Raw genomic sequence first — 19,319 nt, forward strand, 5'->3', positions numbered from 1 at the left:
ATCCGCTGAGCGGGACGCGCGTTTCCGCTTATCGGATTGGTAAAGAAGGTCAACAGCCCCTGTCCTCAGGTGGCTCACAGCCGCGAGGATCCCCCGAGACCATTTCGCAACTATGTACGGGGAGGGGCCCACTTGAGGTTCATCAGACCGAGGAGCCGCGTCACCGCGTTCGGCTCGGCCGGGTTCGCCGCGGCGGCTCTGATAGCCGGCGCCGTCGTGGCACCCACGGCCAACGCGCAGACCAACCAGACCGCTGGTCACGGGAAGGACGACGCGGCCGCCCACGGTGCCGCGCTCGCCGCCACCCGCGCCGCCAAGGCCGGGATCGACTGGCAGGACTGCCCCGCCGACTGGGGTTTCGAGAAGCCGATCCAGTGTGGCTATGTCACCGTGCCGATCGACTACACGAAGCCCAACGGCAAGACGATCAAGCTGGCCGTCGACCGCATCGCCAGCACGGGCACGAAAGAGGAGCGCCAGGGCGCGCTCGTCTACAACCCCGGCGGCCCGGGCGGCTCCGGAATGCGCTTCCCGCGCCGCGTCACCACCAAGAACCCGCTGTGGGTCAACACGTCCAAGGCGTACGACTTCGTGGGCTTCGACCCGCGCGGTGTCGGCCACTCGGCGCCCATCTCCTGCATCGACCCGCAGGAGTTCGTGAAGGCGCCCAAGGCGGACCCGGTACCTGACTCCACGGCCGACAAGAACGCGCAGCGCAAGCTGGCCCGTGAGTACGCCGACGGCTGCGCCGAGCGCACCGGCCGCACCATGCTCGCGCAGATGACCACGCCGAACACCGCGCGCGACCTCGACGTCATCCGCGCCGCCCTCGGCGAGAAGAAGCTCAACTACCTGGGCGTCTCCTACGGCACCTACCTCGGCGCCGTCTACGGCACCCTGTTCCCGAGCCACGTGCGCCGCATGATCGTCGACAGCGTCGTCAACCCGGCGCGCGACAACATCTGGTACGAGGCCAACCTCGGCCAGGACGTCGCGTTCGAGGGCCGCTGGAAGGACTGGGAGGACTGGGTCGCGAAGAACGACGCGGCCTTCCACCTCGGCACCACGCGCGACGCCGTGCAGGCCAAGTGGCTGCAGCTGCGGGCCACCGCGAAGAAGAGCCCGCTCGGCGGGGTCGTCGGTCCGGCCGAGCTGCTCGGCTTCTTCCAGGGCGCCCCGTACTACGACTCCTCGTGGGTGCCGGTCGCCACCGCGTTCAGCAAGTACTTCGCCGGTGACCCCCAGCCGCTGATCGACGCGGCCTCGCCCGATCTGTCGGACACCGCGGGCAACATCACCTCGGAGAACGGCAACGCCGTCTACACGGCCGTCGAGTGCACCGACGCCAAGTGGCCCACCAGCTGGAAGAAGTGGGACAAGGACAACACGGAGCTCAACAAGCAGTACCCGTTCCTGACCTGGGCCAACGCCTGGATGAACCTGCCGTGCGCCACCTGGCCCGTCAAGCAGCAGTCCCCGGTCGAGGTCAAGACCGGCAAGGGTCTGCCGCCGGTCCTCATCGTGCAGTCGCAGCGCGACGCCGCCACGCCGTACGAGGGCGCTGTCGTCCTGCACCAGCGTTTCAAGGGCTCCCGGCTCATCACGGAGAAGGACGCGGGTTCGCACGGTGTGACCGGTCTGGTCAACCCGTGCATCAACTCCCGCGTGGACACCTACCTGTTGACCGGCAAGCTCGACGCCGCCGACTTCACGTGCACCCCGCACGCGACGCCGGTGCCGTAAACAGAAGTAGCAGTGGCAAGTAGCAGTCGTACGTGACGAGGGGCGGCCGGTTCTGAACCGGCCGCCCCTCACTCGCATCCCGGCTCGCTCGCGTTCAACTCAGCGGCAGCCGCGGGAACTTGCGTTCCTTCGCCGCGGCCGCCTCCTCCGCCTTGGCGACGGCCGCGTACTGGTCGACGTACTCCTGCTCGGAGAGCTTGAGGATGGCGTACATGATCTCGTCGGTGATGGCGCGGAGGATGGCCTTCTCGTTCTCCATGCCCTCGTAGCGGGAGAAGTCGAGAGGCTTGCCGAAGCGGATCGTCACCGGGTGGATGTTGGGGATGACCTTGCCGGGCGGCTGGGCCTCGAAGGTGCCGATCATCGCGCAGGGGATGACGGGTACCTGGGCCTTCAGGGCCATGACCGCCACGCCGACCTTGCCCTTGTAGAGGCGGCCGTCGTGGGAGCGGGTGCCCTCCGGGTAGATGCCGAGCAGCTCGCCCTTGCTCAGGACGCCGAGGCCCTCGCGGATCGCGGCCTGGCCCGCCTCCTTGCCGGAGCGGTCGACCGGGATCTGGCCCGCGCTGCGGAAGAAGGTCGCGGTGAGGCGGCCACGGATGCCGGGGCCGGTGAAGTACTCGGCCTTGGCGAGGAACGTGATGCGGCGCTTGAGAACGGCCGGCATCAGGAAGTGGTCCGCGAAGGAGAGGTGGTTGCCGGCGACGATCGCCGGGCCCGACTCCGGTATGTGGTCGAGGCCCTCGATGGTGGGCCGGAAGACCAGCCTGAGCAAAGGACCCAGAATGACGTATTTCAGGAGGTAGTAGAACAAGGGGGGTCGCTCCTCACTCCGGCGGGTCGGCTCGACCGACCTGTTCTCGCAGGTCACCCGGTACCTCGTGGGCTGCCAGTGTAGGGGCAGGCGCCGCGGCGTGGAACCGGGGCGATCAGGCCGCCGTCGACATGGCGGAGGGCGGCGAGGAGATGGTCCTCGCCGCCCTCGGCACGGGGCAACCGGCCCCGGTTCGCCCTGACTTACAGGGACGCGGTGCGCGTCCTGCGGCGGTACACGGCGAACGCCGTGGTGACTCCCGCCGCAGTCAGCAGACCGGCGCCGATCGCGACCGGCAGGGTCGTCGAGGAGTCGGTGCTCGCGGCGACGTTCTGCGCCTTCAGATCCTGGACGTACGCCGGGTACGGGGCCTTGGTGGCCGTCGACGAGGTCTGGGAGTAGTGCGGAATCCGCTTCACCGACTTCACGGAACCGTTCGCGTTCAGCAGCACCTGCTTGTTGTTCGGGTGCTTGAAGTCGAACATGCCGCTCAGGCTGCCCGCCCTCTTGTCGAAGGACGCGTCACCGATCCGGCCCGTGCGCCAGTTGTCCTCGATGAACTGCGTGATCGACGCCTGCTCGGTGGCGGTGTGGTCGATCTTGTTGACCTTGCTGTACGGCGAGACGACCAGCAGCGGCTGCCGGGTGCCCGGTCCGCAGCGGTCCGCGTAGCCGCTCTTGGCGGCCGGACCGGACTGGCAGGCGGGGCTGTCCGTGGCCTTGCCGTTGGAGCCGACGGTGGAGTCCGTGGAGCCGTTCAGCACCTTCGAGGACACGTGGTCGTACCAGCCGTCGGAGTCGTCGTAGGCGAGCACGACCGCCGTCGACTTCCACTCGGGCGACTGCTGAAGGGCGTTGATCTCCTTGATCAGGAAGTTCTGCTCGTCGGCCGGGTCGGAGTAACCCGCGTGCCCGTCCTGGTACTCGGCCGCCTTCAGGAAGCTCACCGCGGGAAGGTTGTTCGCCTTCAGCGCGGCGTCGAAGTCGGTCAGGTCGTAGTTGTGGTTCGCACGGCCGTTGTGCCCGATCTCGGCGACCGACTTCGGGGCCAAGTGGTGCGGGTTGGACGTCGACTTGTAGTACTCGAACGGCGAGTGGTGCGGGCTGTAGTCCTCGGAGGCCGCGCCGCCGACATTGGTGTGGGTGGTACCGCCGCACTTGGCGTAGTCACCGCTCTTGCCGTCCCACGCGGTGCTCGGCCGGAAGCCGCCCTGGAACCAACCCCAGCTCACACCCTTGGAGTTGAGCAGGTCACCGATGTTCTTGCCCTGCATCACCGCGAGCGCGCTGGTCGAGGAGTGGTCCTTGTCCGAGCAGTCGTCGAAGGCCGGGTCGGGGTCGTTGATGACCGTGCCGACACCCTTGGCGTTCGGGGAGACCACCGCGTACGAGTCCGGAGTCGTCGTCTGCTTCGGGTTCTCGGTGCCGGAGGCCGGGTCGACGGATATCACGCCGTGCGTCTGACCCGATATCAGGTTCAGGGCGCCGGGCGTCGAGGGGCCGTAGACCGAGCTGAAGGAGTGGTCGTTCAGCGCGTACTGCTGGGCGTAGTTCCACATGCCCGTGACGGTGTTGCCGTCGTAGTAGTCCATCACCAGGCCGGGCTCACCGAAGAGGCCGGTGCACTTGTTGACCTCGGTGTTCTCGACGTACTTGTCGGCCTTGCCACCGTCGGCCGCGTACTGCTCGGGGCCGTAGGAGTGGTTCTGGTCGCAGGTCATCACCTGCGAACTGCTCAGCCGCGTCGGCGTGTAGAGGTTCGGGTTCTTCTTCAACAGACCGGCGTTGAGCAGGTTGTCGGCCTTCGGCGTGTGCGCCGCGGCCTTGAACTTCGTGCCGTCGGTGTTCGCGGCCTGGGGGTAGGTGGCGAAGTAGTGGTCGAAGGAGATGTTCTCGTCGTAGATCACGACCACGTGCTTGATCGGCGTCGACGTGTGCGTGCCGCCCGAGGGCTTGTGGCCGTTCGAGGCCGCCGCCGCGGGGAACGCGCCGCCCGCGGTGGCCAGGGCCGCGGCGCCGAGCAGGGCGCCCACGCGTGTCAACCGGCGCCGTGCGCCTGGGTTTCTTCCTTTGCCGATCATGCTGTCTCGCCTTCCGGGAGCAGTGGTTCTGCTGCCACGCCATCGGTGGCCATGGCACCTACGGCCGAAGCCTGCGCAATGGTGACGGCGGGGCGGGGGAGCGGCAATGACGCGAGGGCGAACGCCCGGTCAGGAATTTCTCATGGTCTGTTGGCCTGTTCTTGACCGGCGTCTCAGGTCGGCGGTCTATCAGGTCAGCAGGCTGCGGCCCAGCCAGTCGGAGGCGTCGCGCACGCCGGGCAGGGCGAAGAAGTAGCCGCCGCCGTACGGGGAGATGTAGTCGACCAGCGGTTCACCGGCCAGCCGCTTCTGCACGTTCTCGAACTGCCGGGCCAGGTCCTGCTGGTAGCAGCAGAACAGCAGGCCCATGTCGAGGTTGCCGTTGCTGTCCATGCCCCGGTCGTAGTTGTAGCCCCGGCGCAGGATGCGCTGGTCGGCGCTCTGCGTGGTGCGCGGGTTGGCGAGCCGGATGTGGCTGTCGAGCGGGATGACATCGCCCTGCGGGTCCTGCGCGAAGTTCGGGGTGTCCTTCTCGTGGTGCCCGTCCAGCGGGGCGCCGGTGTCCCGGGCCCGGCCGAACATCCGCTCCTGCTCGGTGATCGAGACCCGGTCCCAGAACTCCACCAACATCCGTATCAGCCGTACGACTTGATAGCTGCCGCCGGTGGCCCAGTCCGGTTCACCGCTGCTACTGCCCACCCACACAAGGTCGTTCATCGCGCGGGCGTCGGTCACCGCCGGGTTGGCTATGCCGTCCTTGAAGCCCAGGTGGTTGCGCGGGGTGCCCGAGGGGCGCGGCGGACTGATGAACCCGTCCGTCCGCCACCGCACTTGGAGGCCCCCGCGCGTGTGCCGGGTGACATCGCGCAGGGCGTGCAGCACGGTGTCCGCGCTGTCCGCGCAGAACTGCACGCTCAGGTCCCCGTGACACCAGTCGGCGTTCAGATCGTCGTCGGGGAACGACGGCATCGCGGTCAGCCGGCGAGGCGCGAGCTTCGCCAGCCCGTAGCGGTCGTCGAAGAGCGAGGCCCCGACGCCGACCGTGACACTCAGCCGGTCGGCCGGGAGGTCCGGGCCCAGCGTGCCGGAGTCGGCGGGCGGCGCGGTGATGCCCAGATCCTCCGGGCTGCCACCGGCGGTCAGGAAACGGGCCCGGTCGGTCAACGTCCGCAGTAGGTCGGTCAGTTCGGCCCGGTTCTCGGCGGTGGTGTCGAAGGACACGAACGCCGTGGCGCGCTGCGCGGGGGTGACGATCCCGGCCTGGTGCGGGCCATGGAAGGGCACGCTCGCCGAAGTCTGCACGGCAGCCGAGGCGGCATCCCGATCGGCGGCCACCAGACCGGCACCGGCCACGGCGGCCGCACTCGCCAGGAAGCCCCGGCGGCCTACCTCGTTCGCGCGCTTCACGCGGTCCTCCGTACGTCCGTGAGGGCGGCCACGTCGGCCAGCCGCTCGACCAGTCCACCGAGGTCGGCGTCGACCTTCTCCCGCTGCGCACGGGTGAGTTGGGCGAGCGGCGTCCACTTCCCGGAGTGGTCGAGGCCGTCCAGGGTGTGCTGCGCCCGGTCCATCCAGTCGCCGAGTTCACCGAACCCCGCGTCACGTGTCTTCAGCAGCGGGCGCAGGTACCCCAGCAGTACGCGGGTGCCGTCGAGGTTGGCGCGGGCGGTGGCCAGGTTGGTGCCGCTGCCGTAGTCGGTGCGGCCGGTCAGCTCGAACTGCACGGTGTTCTCCAGGATTTCGTGCGCGCGCAGACCGGTGTCGGCCGGGTCCATCCGCTGAGTGGGCCAACTGCTCTCCAACGCGTGGACGTCCTTGGCGAGTTGGCCGGCCGGTCCGCGCAGCCCGCTAGCCGACTCGCCGTGCCACAGCCCGTACTCGACCCGGTGGAACCCGGTGAACCCGGCGTCGCGCACCCCGCCGGAGAGCCCGGCCGTGGTGCCGTTGATCGCCCCGTCGGAGTCGCCGAACGTGCCGTAGGCGGCGCCCATCCGCTCGTAGACGAGATGTGCGGGCAGCCACGCCTTGCGGGCCGCGGCGAGGTCGCCCCGATCGACTGCGGCCCGCAACACATCGGTCTTCCGGGCCAGTTCGACGGTGCGCGCCTGGATCCACTTCTGATAGGCGAGCGTGGGCGGGATGAGTTCCTGCTGGGTGATCGGGACGGCGGCCGGTCCGCTCCTCACCTTCGAACCGGTGATCCGCACGGTGGGCCCGGTCACGGCGTCGGCGTCGTCGGGCAGACACTTGAAGGCATACGACCCGTTGCCGAGGGTCACCCCGAGCGGCCGGACCGTTCCCGGCGCCAGCCCCTCGACCTCACCGTAGACCGCGCCGGTCGCCGGATCGGTCAGATACACCTCGGCCGCCGTGCTGGACGTGTTGTGCAACTCGAAGACCTGGTGCCCCGCCCGCGGATGCGTCCAGCCGTTGCCGCAGCCGGAGGTCGCGACCTCGACGGTGGTGTGCGGCAGCCCGTCGACGGCAGCCGCGGCTTTCCCGTCCGAGCCGGAGCCCCGAGCCGCCAGCACACCGGCTCCCACGGCCGCCACGGCGACGAGCGCGCCGGCGGTGAGCAGGATGGTGCGGCGCCGTCCGGCGGGGGCCGACGAGGGCGCTATCGGACCGGGCTCGGCTTCGGCTTCGGCGCCGCGCGCGGTTTCGGGCACGCCGGGCCTCCAAGGGGAGTCGTACGAAAGGTGGCGGTACCAGCGATCTTATGAGGGCGCCGAGACCCCCACCGCGTCCCTTGACCCTGTTCTGACCGGAGGGCGGGCGAGAATTCGCCCGGGGTTCACCCGACGGCCCGGGACCACCACGGTCCGCCGTACGGACGGACACGGTGCGCTACGGCCGCCCCGCGCACGTCGGGAACAACCCGGGCCCGTTCCGCGCTGCTCCTGATACCTCGCCGGGTACTCAGGGAAGGTCGTGGAGGAGATGAATCGGTCAGGGCAGGAGCCGCTCCCGCCGTCAGGTGAAGCACCGTTGGTGACCACGTGCGGCCGGCAGGTCGCGGTGAAGCGACTGCTGCTGGCGATCCCGGAGCGGCCGATCAGCCGGGTCACCCTGGACGTGGGTCCCGTCGTGCGCGGCGAACCCGGGCTCTGGGCTTCGCTGACCGTGGACGAGGCCCGTGACCTGGCCCGTCGGCTCCTCGCCCAGGCCGCGCTGGCCGACACCGGCGCTCCCACCGCCAAGTAGCAGTCGGTGCGGGTGGTTGGACCGACGCCTGTGCGCCGGTCCAACCACCCCGCGCCTCACGCCCCTTGTGTCAGCACCCTCTCCAACGAGCCCACGGCCGACCGGAGTTCGTCCCCCGTGATGGTCAGCGGCGGCGCCAGCCGAATCGTCGAGCCGTGGGTGTCCTTGGCCAACACGCCTTCCCGCATGAGGCGTTCGCTGATCTCACGCCCGGTGCCGATCGCCGGGTCGATATCGACGCCCGCCCACAGACCGCGCGCACGGAAACCGACGACGCCCTTGCCGACCAGCTCGGTCAGCCCGTCCCGCAGCACCACGCCCAACTCCGTGGCCCTGCGCTGGAATTCACCGGTCTCCAGCAGTTCGACGACCGCCGTGCCGACCGCGGCGGCGAGCGGGTTGCCGCCGAACGTCGACCCGTGCTCGCCCGGATGCAGTACCCCGAGCACCTCCCGGCGCGCGACCACCGCCGACACCGGCACGATCCCACCGCCGAGCGCCTTGCCCAGGAGCAGCACGTCCGGCACGACACCCTCGTGCTCGACCGCGAGCGTGCGGCCCGTGCGGCCGAGCCCCGACTGGATCTCGTCCGCGATGAACAAGCAGCCCTTGCGGGTGGTGAGTTCACGCACGCCGGCCAGATAGCCCGCGTCCGGGATGATCACCCCGGCCTCGCCCTGGATCGGCTCGATCAGCACCGCCGCCGTCGTCTCGTCGACCGCCGCCTCCAGTGCGGCCAGGTCGTTGTACGGCACGATCCGGAAGCCCGGCGTGAAGGGACCGAAGCCCGCCCGTGCCGTCTCGTCGGTGGAGAAGCTGACGATCGTCGTCGTACGGCCGTGGAAGTTCTCCGCGGCGACGACGATGGTCGCCTTGTCGGCGGGGACGCCCTTCACGTCGTAGGCCCATTTGCGGGCCACCTTGATGCCGCTCTCGACCGCCTCGGCGCCCGTGTTCATCGGCAGGACCATGCCGAGGCCGGTCAACTCCGCGAGCCGTTCGGCGAATTCGGCCAGCTTGTCGTTGTGGAAGGCGCGGGAGGTGAGCGTCAGCTGGTCGAGCTGGCGGTGGGCGGCCTCGATCAACGCGGGGTGGCGGTGGCCGAAGTTGAGGGCCGAGTAGCCCGCGAGCATGTCGAGGTAGCGGCGGCCCTCGACGTCCTCCACCCAGGTGCCCTCGGCGCGGGCGACGACCACGGGCAGCGGGTGGTAGTTGTGCGCGAGGACCGGCTCCTCGGCGAGGATAAGGTCGGCGGACGTACGGGTGCTGGCGGGTTCACGGGTGGGCGCAGTCATGAGCGGATCTCCTGGGTGCAGCACTTGATGCCGCCGCCGGCTTTGTGGAACTCCGACAGGTCGACGGGGACGGGGACGTAGCCGCGTTCGGCGAGGCGCGAGGCCAGTGCCTCGGCCTGGGGCGCGATGAAGACGTGCAGGCCGTCGGACACGGAGTTGAGGCCGAACGTCATCGCGTCCTCACGGGTCGCGAGCACCGCGTCGGGGAACAGCCGCGCGAGCACCTCACGGCTGCCCGGCGAGAACGCCTCCGGGTAGTAGCAGATGTTGTCCTCGTCGAGGACGAACAGCGCCGTGTCCAGGTGGTAGAAGTACGGGTCCACCAGCGTCAGGCTGATCACCGGGACGCCGAAGAACTCCTGCACCTCGCGATGGGCCTCGCGGGTCGTACGGAACCCGGTGCCGGCCAGCACATAGCGGCCGGTCGGGATCAGGTCGCCCTCGCCCTCGCTGACCGACTCGGGGCGGTACACGTCGTAGCCCGCCGTCTTGAACCACGTTTCGTAGTGGTCGGACTCGGGGCGCCGCTCGGGCGCGTGGAAGAGGGAGCCGAAGACGCGGCCCTCGACGACGACCGCCGAGTTCGCGGCGAAGACCATGTCCGGGAGGCCGGGGGCCGGGGGCACGGTGTCGACGGTGTGGCCGTGGGAGCGGTAGGTGTCGATCAGCGTCCGCCACTGCTCATGGGCGAGATCGACGTCCACCTGGGTGTCGGGATGCATCCAGGGGTTGATCGCGTACTGCACGGCGAAGTGTCTGGGTTCGCAGACGAGAAAGCGCCGCCGGCGCCGCACACGGGTCTCGGGCACAGAGGGGTTCCTCCGCTTCCTGTGATGTCGACTGGGGTTGACACCACGGTAGGAAGAGACCAATACGTGCGACAAGCGATGAAGGCTGCGTGTCTGCGCAGGAATGCTGCGTCTTTGAGGGCGTCAACGCAGGTCTGATGCGTCTCCAGGGGCGGGGTGGGTGGCGCCCGCTTCCGGGCTTTCCGGGAGGAGGTGGGACAGCACCATCACGCTGATCGTCTTCCGGATGAACGGCTCCTGCCGGATGCGCTCCAGCACCTCCTCGAAGTGGTCCACATCGGTCGCCCGGACATGCAGCAACGCGTCCGCGCCGCCGGTCACCGTCATCGCCGCGGTGATCTCCGGATGGTTGCGCACCACCTCCGCGAGCCGCCTGGGGGGCGCGGCACCCTCGCAGTACACCTCCACGTACGCCTCCGTGCGCCAGCCGAGCGCGGACGGCTGCACGGTCGCCGTGAACCCGGTGATCACACCCGTCTCCCGCAGCCGGTCCACGCGCCGCTTCACCGCCGTCGCGGACAGCCCGATCGCCGCGCCGATCTCGGCGAAACTGGTCCTGGCGTTCGCCATCAACGCGGTGATGATCTTCCGGTCGAGTTCGTCGAACGGAGTGGTCCTGCTGTTCATGTCGGCACTGTATCCAGCGCGAACGTCCATGCCCGGTACATGTCCAGCGCCGCGAATAACTCCTACACTCCACCTTCATGCTGCGCGCCCTCGCCGTCGACGACGAACGCCCCTCGCTGGAGGAGTTGCTGTACCTGCTGAACGCCGATCCACGCATCGGCAGCGCGGAGGGCGCGGGCGACGCCACCGAGGCGCTGCGCCGCATCAACCGCGCCCTGGAATCAGGCCCCGGTGGACCCGAGGCCATCGACGTCGTGTTCCTCGACATCCAGATGCCCGGCCTCGACGGGCTCGACCTGGCACGGCTGTTGACGGGTTTCGCGCAGCCGCCGCTCGTCGTGTTCGTCACCGCGCACGAGGACTTCGCCGTACAGGCCTTCGATCTCAAGGCAGTTGACTACGTCCTCAAGCCCGTCCGCAAAGAACGCCTCGCGGAGGCCGTACGCCGGGCGGCCGAACTCGGCGGCGCCGCACCCCGGATACCCGTGCACGAACCCGACCCCGACCACATCGCCGTCGAACTCGGCGGTGTCACCCGCTTCGTGGCCATCGAGGACATCACCCACGTCGAGGCGCAAGGCGATTACGCCCGGCTCCACACCGACCGGGGCAGCCACCTCGTCCGTATCCCGGTGTCCACCCTGGAGGACCGCTGGCGCGCCCGCGGCTTCGTCCGCATCCACCGCCGCCACCTCGTCGCCCTCCGCCACATCGGCGAACTCCGCCTGGACGCGGGCACGGTGAGCGTCCTGGTCGGCGGCGAGGAACTCCAGGTCAGCCGCCGGCACACCCGCGAACTGCGGGACCTGCTGATGCGGAGGTCATGACCGTGCCCCAGGACCCCACCGAACGCCGGGTCGTCGTCACCGGCCCACCCCGCCGCACCCGACGCGCCTCCGGCTACTCCCGCCCCCGCACCGAGATCGACGAACAGACCACCCTCGGCCACACCTACGTCCGCTCCCTCATGCGCACCCAACTCCGCGCCGCCCTCACGGTGTTCGCGGTCCTCGTGCTGCTCGTCGGCCCGCTGCCCCTGGTGTTCGCGGCGACCCCGGACTCCCACCGCCTCGAATGGCTGGTCCTCGGCTTCTGCCTCTACGCCCCGTTGGTCCTCCTCGCCCTCTGGTACGTCCGCCGCGCCGAACGCAACGAACGCGACTTCGTGCGTCTCGTAGAGGACCGCTGAGGCGGGTGAACTCCAGCTATGCGGTACCGGCCGTCGCCCTCGTCGTCGTGGCGACGGTCCTCGTCGGCGCCTTCGGCCTGCGCATCTCCCGCACCACCTCCGACTTCTACGTCGCCTCCCGCACCGTCGGCCCCCGCCTCAACGCGGCGGCCATCAGCGGCGAATACCTCTCCGCCGCCTCCTTCCTGGGCATCGCGGGCCTGGTCCTCGTACAGGGCCCCGACATGCTCTGGTACCCGGTCGGCTACACCGCCGGATACCTGGTCCTCCTGCTGTTCGTCGCAGCCCCGCTGCGCCGCTCCGGCGCCTACACCCTCCCCGACTTCGCCGAGGCCCGCCTCGCCTCGCACGCGGTACGACGCCTCGCGGGGGCCTTCGTCGTAGGCGTGGGCTGGCTCTATCTCCTGCCCCAACTCCAGGGTGCCGGGCTGACGTTGACCGTCCTCACCGGGGCCCCCGACTCGCTCGGCGGTCTCATCGTGGCGGTCGTGGTGGTCGCCACGGTCGCGGCCGGCGGTATGCGCAGCATCACCTTCGTGCAGGCCTTCCAGTACTGGCTGAAGCTCACCGCCCTGCTCGTCCCCGCCCTGTTCCTGGTCCTCGCCTGGCAGAGCGACGGAGCACCTCGGCAGGCCTTCGAGGAACCGGCAACGTTCCGTGAGCAGAGGGCAGTTCGGGTCGACGACACCCTCGACCTCAAACTCGACCACCCCCTGACCCTCACCGTGAACGGCACCGTCGACGGCCGCCGCTACGACGCCGTGAAGCTCCAACTCCCCACCGGCACCCACCACATCGAGCGCGGCACCCGCCTCACCTTCGCCAAGGGCGCCACCGTCCCCGTCGCCGACCGCGGTACCAACGGCGGCATGTCGACCTCGCTGGCCGCCAGCCGCGAGGAACGCCCGCTGTACGCCACGTACGGCCTCATCCTGGCCACCTTCCTCGGGACGATGGGCCTGCCGCACGTCGTCGTCCGTTTCTACACCAGCCCGCACGGCGTCGCCGCCCGCCGCACCACGGTCGCCGTCCTCGGCCTGATCGGCGCCTTCTACCTCCTGCCGCCCGTCTACGGCGCCCTCGGCCGCCTGTACACCCCCGAACTCACCCTCACCGGCGACGCGGACGCGGCCGTACTCCTGCTGCCCGACCGCATGATCGGCGGTGTCGGCGGCGATCTGCTCGGCGCGCTGGTCGCGGGCGGCGCCTTCGCCGCGTTCCTGTCCACCGCGTCGGGACTGACCATGGCCGTCGCGGGAGTCCTCACCCAGGACGTCCTCCCGTCGCGCGGGGTACGGCACTTCAGGCTCGGCACGGTCCTCGCCATGGTCGTACCGCTGGCCGCGAGTGTCTTGGTCGGCGGGCTGCCCGTCGCCGACGCCGTGGGGCTCGCGTTCGCCGTGTCGGCGTCCTCCTTCTGCCCGTTGCTCGTCCTCGGCATCTGGTGGACGCGGCTCACCCCGCCGGGTGCGGCGGCCGGGATGCTGGTCGGCGGCGGGTCGGCGTTCGTCGCCGTGGCCGCGACCATGGCGGGCTTCCCGGGCACCGGCTCCCTGCACGCGCTGCTCGCCTGGCCCGCGCTCTGGTCGGTGCCGCTGGGCTTCCTCACCATGGTGCTGGTGTCCCTGGCCACGCCCGGGCGGGTGCCGACGGGAACGGCAGCGATCCTGGCGCGGTTCCATCTGCCGGAGGAACTGCGGGCGGAGGTGAAGGCGTGAGGGTGCGATATATGGGGGCGGATCACATGGGGACGGATCACATGGCGGCGCGACACATAGCGCCGCCCCACATGACAGCGCTCTACATGGCAGAGGCGGCCGCATGAGCGGATTCCTGGCCGGCCTCTGTGTCGCCGTACTCCCGCTCCTGGCCGCCGGTTTCTGGCTCGGGCGGCGCACCGCGCGGCACGAGAGCCTCGGCGGGCTCGGTACCCCCGTCGAGCACGCCACCTTCCAGACCCTGCACACCGCCTCCCTCGCCGCACCCCCGCTGCGCGCCGGTCTCACCGAGGAGACGGCCCGCCGCTCGGCCCGCAGACTGCGCACCCTGCTCGGCACCGACGCGCTGTGCCTGACCGACCAGAAGCAGGTCCTCGCCTGGGACGGCATCGGCGACCATCACCGCGCCGAGATCATGGAACGCCTCGCGGGCCCCCTGGAGACCGGCCGGGGCGAGGCGTTCCGGCTCACCTGCTACGCCCCCGACTGCCCGCTGCGCTGGGCGGTGGTCGCCCCGCTCACCGTCGACGACCGGGTCCACGGCGCGCTGGTCGCCTGCGCACCGCGCGAGTCCGCAGTCCTGGTCCGAGCCGCGGGAGAGGTCGCCCGATGGGTCTCCGTCCAACTGGAGTTGGCGGATCTGGACCAGTCCCGCACGCGCCTCATCGAGGCCGAGATCAAGGCACTTCGGGCCCAGATCTCCCCGCACTTCATCTTCAACTCGCTCGCGGTGATCGCCTCGTTCGTCCGCACCGACCCCGAGCGTGCCCGCGAACTGCTGCTGGAATTCGCCGACTTCACCCGCTACTCGTTCCGCAGGCACGGCGACTTCACCACCCTCGCCGACGAACTCCACGCCATCGACCACTACTTGGCACTCGTCCGGGCCCGCTTCGGCGAGCGGCTCTCGGTCACCCTGCAGATCGCCCCCGAGGTACTGCCGGTCGCGCTCCCGTTCCTCTGCCTCCAGCCGCTCGTGGAGAACGCCGTGAAGCACGGCCTCGAAGGCAAGGCTGCGTCTGCCGCGGGCAAGAGCCGTATCAGCATCACCGCGCAGGACGCGGGCGCCGAGGCACTCGTCGTCATCGAGGACGACGGCACCGGCATGGACCCCGACCTGCTCCGCCGCATCCTGGCGGGCGAGGTCAGCCCCTCGGGCGGCATCGGCCTGTCGAACGTCGACGACCGGCTCCGCCAGGTCTACGGTGACGACTACGGCCTCGTCATCGAGACCGCCGTAGGAGCGGGCATGAAGATCACCGCCCGGCTGCCCAAGTACCAGCCGGGCGTGCACTCGGCGAGTCGGCCCAGCGAGGAGTAGTGCGCGTCAGGTGCTGCGCGTGGCCACCATCCCCAGCGTGATCAGTCCCAGCACGACCCAGCCGAACCACAGCCAGCCGTTGCTGCCGAGCGCCACCGTGTAGGCCGTCACCACCACCAGCCCGCCGACGGTGATCACCCCCATGGTCTTCGTGGAACCGGGCATCGCGACACCCTCCTCATGGTTCGTCCCCCTCCATGGTGCCCCCGTTCTGCTTCCGAACGGCGCACACGACGAAATGTGTGCCCGACTTCCACGGACCCTGGCTCGTCCAGGAGGCGGCCTCGTAGACCGACGGATCGAAGCCGTAGTCGGCCGGCGGGACGTCCCGGGCGCATACAGCGTCCGACTGGGTACGGGCCTGGGCCAGCGTGACGCCCGCGCCCAACCGGGTGAACCCGAGCACCTCCTGATCGTGCTTGCCCGCGCAGGAGACCAGGCTCGCGGCCCGGTTCGAGGGCACGTCCAGACAGTCCCGCTTCTGCATGGTCGACGTGTCAGCAAAGCTCGCCCCCATGAGGCGGTGGCTGCCGAGGGGCCCGTAGACCGGCCCGTGCGCACCCAGCACCAGACAGGCGGTGCGGTGTCCGGCCGCGTCGAACCCCGCGTCGGTCGGCACGACGGCGTAGCCCCGCACGTCCGCGAGCTTCCCCCGGATCTCCTGCGTCCGCTGCGCACACCGGTCATCACCGACCTTGCGCGCCTCGGCGGCGGACGCGGTCGACACGAACGCCATCACCTGACCGTCCGGCACGATGGTCCGGCAGGTGCCGTCGACGACGAGCCGGGGCGTCCCTTGGAATCGGTTCCCGCCGGGCCAGTCGGCGGTCACACAGTCGCCGTCCTTGAGCGGCGCGGACAGCCCGACCGCCTTCCCGTACGGCTGATGGCTGCTCGTGTCCTTGCCGGGAGGCTGATGGGCCATCGCGTACCAGACGCCGCCCAGGGCGAGGGCGAGTCCGAGCAGACCCGCGAGGACGGCCTGGAGGCGACGGGGGCGCTGCCGGCGGCGCCGGCCGGTGGGGAAGGACGGGGACGGAGGAGCCCCGTACCCGTACGGCGGGGAGGCCTGTGTCGGCACCGCCACCGGCACCGGCGCGGCCTGGCCCTCCCAGGGCGACTGTGAACCCAGGTCGGTCTGGGTCCGGGCGTACGCCTCCGCCTCCGTCTGCGGCGTCACGATCCGCGACAGCGCGACCTCGGCCTCCGCCGCCGGAATCCGCAGTAGCGGATCCTTCTCCAGCATCGCGTGCAGCACCGGCGCGAGCGCACCCGCGCGGGCCGGAGGCAGCGGGTCCTCCATGACCACGGCGGTGACCTCCGCGAGCGGTGACTCACGGGTGAAGGGGCCGTGGCCCTCGACGGCGTGGTACAGCGTGCAGCCCAGCGAGAACAGGTCGGCGGCGGCGGTCGGCGGGCCGCCGGTGGCCCGTTCCGGCGCCAGATAGCCGGCCGTGCCGACGAGCACGGACGTCAGCGTGTACCGCGTCTCCCCGGCGTCCGGCTGCACCGAGATGCCGTAGTCGGTGAGCAGGACCCGGGCGTACGGCGAACCGGTGCGGTCCGGCGCGAGCAGGATGTTCGCCGGTTTCACGTCCCGGTGCATGACGCCCCGCTGGTGCCCTGCGGTCAGCGCGTCGAGCACGGCGAGCCCGATGCGGGCGCACTCGGCGGGGGCCAGCGGGCCGTGCCGACCGACCATGTCGCGCAGGTCCATGGCGTCCGCCACGTACTCCATGACGATCCACGGCAGCCCGTCGTGCTCCAGCACATCGTGGACGGTCACCACATGGGGGTGGCCGCGCAGCCCCGCCGCGTGCCGGGCCTCGGCCTGGGCGCGCGCGACCCGGGCCTCCCGCTCGGCGTCGGCGGAGGCGGAGTTGCTGAACACGATCTCCTTGAGCGCGACCTCACAGGCCAGCCTCTGGTCATGTGCGAGCCACACATGTCCCATACCGCCACTGCCCAGCCGGTTCAGCAGCAGATAACGGCCGGCGATGACCCGGCCCACTCCCGACGTCGGCGATCCCTGTGGCATCCGGTGTCCCCCTCCCGGGTCCACGTCACGTCTCGGTCGCGGCGGGCGTGCCGGTCACGGGTTCACTGGTGACCGGGTCACTGGTGACCGGTTCGGTAGTGACCGACGCGCTGGTCGTCACGGGGGCGCTGCTGGTGACGGGCGCGCTGCTGGTCACCGGAGCACTCGTCACCGGCGCGCTGCTGGTGACCGGTGCGCTCGTCGAGGGCGGGTCGGTGACCACCGAGGGCGAGTCGGTCGTAGGAGAACTGCTCGACGGCGGTGGGGATTTGCTCGCGGGCGAGGACGGGGGTGGCGACGCGGGCGGTGAGGAGGAGCTGGGCGGTGGGGACGTGGACGTCGAGGGCGGTGCCGTGGACGTCGGCGAGCCCAGGGTCGGTCCGGAGGTCGTCGGCGTCGGGGGAGTAGATGTCACCCCCGTGCTCCTCCCGCCGGACACGCTCAGCGTCACGTACTCCCCGAACCGCAGCTCGGTCCCGGCCGGCGGATCGGTCGCGGTGACCTTCGAGTCGTCGGCCGGAGGCGCGCTCCCGCCGTACCCGACGGCCAGCCCGCTGCTCACGAGTTGCTCCCGGGCCTGCCCGAAGGTCACCCCGGCGAGGTTGGGTACGGCGTGCTGCTGCCGTGTGTCGAAGGTGGTGTCGCGCTTGCCCGTCGTACCGACCGGACGCGTGATGCCCTGGTCGGGATCGTCGATGTCGACGAGGGCGAGCCGTTCCATCTTCTGCTGCGCCGGACGCACGGCCACCACGGAGGACGGCTCATATCCCTTCCACTTCTTGTTGCCGTCCGCGAACTTGACGGAAATCCGCCCCGCGTCGCCCTTGAAGGGGCGCAGGGGATTTCCGCACGAGCACTTCGCGGCCGGTTCGCCCTGCTCATCGACGAGAATCGCGATTCCCGCCTGGAGAAGGGAGTTGAAGGGCGTGGCCTTTCCCTTTTTGTAGTCGTGGTTCTGTACGAGAGTGTCGTGACGCAGGAGTACGGGTGTGAGCCGGTCGAGATAGGCCGGGATCTCGTCCGTGCCGATACCCAGCACGCTCGACCACGCCACCGCCTTCTGATGGTTCGCGGGATCGGTCAGGAACCTCTTGAGCTTCGCCACGTCACAGATGGTCGGCTTCTTCGTGCCCCCGTACAGACCTGGCGTGTCCCCCTGCTGCAAGGTCCCCTGCACCGGAAGCGAACGCGCCTGGGTGTCGTGACCCAGTCCCTGATTCTCGTCGAAGAAAGGCGCGAGCGACGGAACTCCGGTGGCGACCGCCTTCACGACGAACATATGTGCGCCCCCGCCGCATCCACTCACGACCAGGACACAGACGAGCAGTACGGCGATCCTGCGGATCACCGTAATTCCAGCCCTTTGCACAACTGCGCGAAATGTCATTACCGCTCCCCCCGGTGGCGGTTCCCCCATCGCGCTTTATGCTACTGAATGAAATTGCGGTTCAGTTGCCGCGTGTGTTCAATTGGCTCGTGTGTTCAATGAGGCCAAATAGGCGTTGTACGCCTCGAGTTCCTTGTCGCCGTCCCGGTCGGCGGCCCGGTCCTGCCGCTTGGCCTGCCGCTGCTCAGAGCTGTACCACTGGAACAGCAGGGCGATCAGCACCAGCACGGACGGGATCTCGCTGAACGCCCAGGCGATACCGCCGGCCGCGTTCTGATCGGAGAGCGCGTCGATGCCGAGCGAGGCGGGCGGATGCTTGAACGTCTCGACCATCGGCTCCGACGCCATCATCAACGCGATACCGAAGAACGCGTGGAACGGCATCCCGGCGAACAGCTCCAGCATCCGCATCAGATAACCGGGCCGGCTCGGCCCCGGATCCACACCCATGATCGGCCAGAAGAACACCACACCCACCGCGAGGAAGTGCACCATCATCGCGATGTGCCCGGTCTTCGAGCCCATCAGGAAGTCGAAGATCGGCGTGAAGTACAGCGCGTACAGGCTCGCGATGAACAGCGGGATCGTGAACGCGGGATGCGTGACGATCTTCATGTACCGGCTGTGCAGAAACATCAACAGCAGCTCGCGCGGCCCCTTCTTGCCTCGCGCGGCCGGCGGCAGCGCACGCAACGCCAGGGTGACAGGGGCGCCGAGCAGCAGCAGGATCGGCGACAGCATGCTGATGATCATGTGCTGCACCATGTGCACGCTGAACATGACCATGCCGTAGTCGTTCAGCCTGGTGCACATCACCAGCCCGATGGTCAGCACCCCGATGACGTACGAGATCGTCCGCCCCACCGGCCACGAGTCCCCCCGCCGCCGCAACCGCACGACCCCCCAGCCGTACAGCCCGAGCCCCAGCAAGCAGGCGGTGAGGAAGAACGGGTCCGCCGACCATTCGAGTCCCCGCCCCAACGTGAACGGCGGCAGATCCATGGTCATGCCGTGCCCGCCGTGATCCATCGGACGGCTCCTGATTCGTGGGGTTGTGCGTCGTCTGTCCGCACCAGGGTAGAACCGCGCCGGG

The 19,319-nt window shown here is 69.8% G+C and carries 17 protein-coding genes; 6 read left to right on the top strand and 11 right to left on the bottom strand.

Going from position 1 to position 19,319, the window contains the following annotated elements:
• Window positions 1–132: 132 nt before the first annotated feature.
• Window positions 133–1,743 (top strand): alpha/beta hydrolase, encoded by a 1,611-nt coding sequence (locus tag OO70_RS12515; protein ID WP_043668497.1) that lies wholly within the window; start codon window positions 133–135, stop codon window positions 1,741–1,743.
• 94 nt (window positions 1,744–1,837) lie between these two features.
• On the opposite strand, the gene OO70_RS12520 is transcribed toward OO70_RS12515, so the two are convergent.
• The 4 genes from OO70_RS12520 to OO70_RS12535 form a co-directional block, all read right to left on the bottom strand.
• On the bottom strand, window positions 1,838–2,557 hold the full coding sequence (locus OO70_RS12520; RefSeq protein ID WP_043668500.1) for a lysophospholipid acyltransferase family protein: 720 nt from the start codon (window positions 2,555–2,557) through the stop codon (window positions 1,838–1,840).
• A gap of 203 nt (window positions 2,558–2,760) precedes the next feature.
• Window positions 2,761–4,638, bottom strand: coding sequence for a phospholipase C (locus OO70_RS12525; RefSeq protein WP_043668502.1), 1,878 nt, complete (start codon window positions 4,636–4,638; stop codon window positions 2,761–2,763).
• Window positions 4,639–4,827: 189 nt separating this feature from the next.
• A complete protein-coding gene (gene efeB, locus OO70_RS12530) occupies window positions 4,828–6,045 on the bottom strand; it encodes an iron uptake transporter deferrochelatase/peroxidase subunit (protein WP_043668505.1) in 1,218 nt (405 codons plus the stop codon).
• Window positions 6,042–7,307, bottom strand: coding sequence for an EfeM/EfeO family lipoprotein (locus tag OO70_RS12535; protein ID WP_043668508.1), 1,266 nt, complete (start codon window positions 7,305–7,307; stop codon window positions 6,042–6,044). The genes efeB and OO70_RS12535 overlap by 4 nt, the downstream gene beginning before the upstream one ends.
• A 322-nt stretch (window positions 7,308–7,629) precedes the next feature.
• On the opposite strand from OO70_RS12535, the gene OO70_RS12540 reads away from it, so the two are divergent.
• The gene (locus OO70_RS12540) at window positions 7,630–7,842 is read left to right on the top strand and encodes a hypothetical protein (RefSeq protein WP_043668511.1); all 213 of its coding nucleotides are present in this window, start codon (window positions 7,630–7,632) and stop codon (window positions 7,840–7,842) included.
• Window positions 7,843–7,898: 56 nt separating this feature from the next.
• Here the strand turns inward: OO70_RS12540 and rocD are convergent, their stop codons facing one another.
• From rocD to OO70_RS12555, 3 genes are all read right to left on the bottom strand, one after another.
• Window positions 7,899–9,137, bottom strand: coding sequence for an ornithine--oxo-acid transaminase (rocD, locus tag OO70_RS12545; RefSeq protein WP_043668513.1), 1,239 nt, complete (start codon window positions 9,135–9,137; stop codon window positions 7,899–7,901).
• On the bottom strand, window positions 9,134–9,946 hold the full coding sequence (gene ddaH / locus OO70_RS12550; RefSeq protein ID WP_043668516.1) for a dimethylargininase: 813 nt from the start codon (window positions 9,944–9,946) through the stop codon (window positions 9,134–9,136). Before ddaH ends, rocD begins: the two co-directional genes overlap by 4 nt.
• Window positions 9,947–10,069: 123 nt before the next feature.
• Window positions 10,070–10,573 (bottom strand): Lrp/AsnC family transcriptional regulator, encoded by a 504-nt coding sequence (locus OO70_RS12555; RefSeq protein ID WP_043668519.1) that lies wholly within the window; start codon window positions 10,571–10,573, stop codon window positions 10,070–10,072.
• A 77-nt stretch (window positions 10,574–10,650) separates the two neighbouring features.
• Between OO70_RS12555 and OO70_RS12560 the strand changes: the two genes are divergently transcribed.
• The 4 genes from OO70_RS12560 (at window position 10,651) to OO70_RS12575 (ending at window position 14,801) form a co-directional block, all read left to right on the top strand.
• Entirely contained in the window at window positions 10,651–11,400 is a 750-nt protein-coding gene (locus OO70_RS12560) for a LytR/AlgR family response regulator transcription factor (protein ID WP_043668522.1), read from the top strand.
• Between the two features lie 2 nt (window positions 11,401–11,402).
• Window positions 11,403–11,762, top strand: a complete 360-nt coding sequence (locus OO70_RS12565) for a hypothetical protein (protein WP_043669057.1) — start codon at window positions 11,403–11,405, stop codon at window positions 11,760–11,762.
• Between the two features lie 5 nt (window positions 11,763–11,767).
• Entirely contained in the window at window positions 11,768–13,480 is a 1,713-nt protein-coding gene (locus OO70_RS12570; protein ID WP_043668526.1) for a sodium/solute symporter, read from the top strand.
• Window positions 13,481–13,583: 103 nt separating this feature from the next.
• A complete protein-coding gene (locus OO70_RS12575) occupies window positions 13,584–14,801 on the top strand; it encodes a sensor histidine kinase (RefSeq protein WP_043668529.1) in 1,218 nt (405 codons plus the stop codon).
• Window positions 14,802–14,807: 6 nt separating this feature from the next.
• On the opposite strand, the gene OO70_RS53725 is transcribed toward OO70_RS12575, so the two are convergent.
• The 4 genes from OO70_RS53725 to OO70_RS12595 form a co-directional block, all read right to left on the bottom strand.
• Window positions 14,808–14,966: a hypothetical protein gene (locus OO70_RS53725; protein WP_019070924.1), complete on the bottom strand. Its 159-nt coding sequence runs from the start codon at window positions 14,964–14,966 to the stop codon at window positions 14,808–14,810.
• Between the two features lie 13 nt (window positions 14,967–14,979).
• Window positions 14,980–16,839: a serine/threonine-protein kinase gene (locus OO70_RS12585; protein ID WP_043668532.1), complete on the bottom strand. Its 1,860-nt coding sequence runs from the start codon at window positions 16,837–16,839 to the stop codon at window positions 14,980–14,982.
• A 25-nt stretch (window positions 16,840–16,864) separates the two neighbouring features.
• Window positions 16,865–18,187, bottom strand: coding sequence for a PASTA domain-containing protein (locus OO70_RS12590; RefSeq protein ID WP_078651370.1), 1,323 nt, complete (start codon window positions 18,185–18,187; stop codon window positions 16,865–16,867).
• A 117-nt stretch (window positions 18,188–18,304) separates the two neighbouring features.
• Entirely contained in the window at window positions 18,305–19,255 is a 951-nt protein-coding gene (locus OO70_RS12595; protein WP_043668538.1) for a cytochrome c oxidase assembly protein, read from the bottom strand.
• Between the last annotated feature and the right edge of the window lie 64 nt (window positions 19,256–19,319).

This window comes from Streptomyces xylophagus, assembly GCF_000716435.1.
In the GTDB taxonomy this organism is placed as follows: Bacteria; Actinomycetota; Actinomycetes; order Streptomycetales; family Streptomycetaceae; genus Streptomyces; species Streptomyces xylophagus.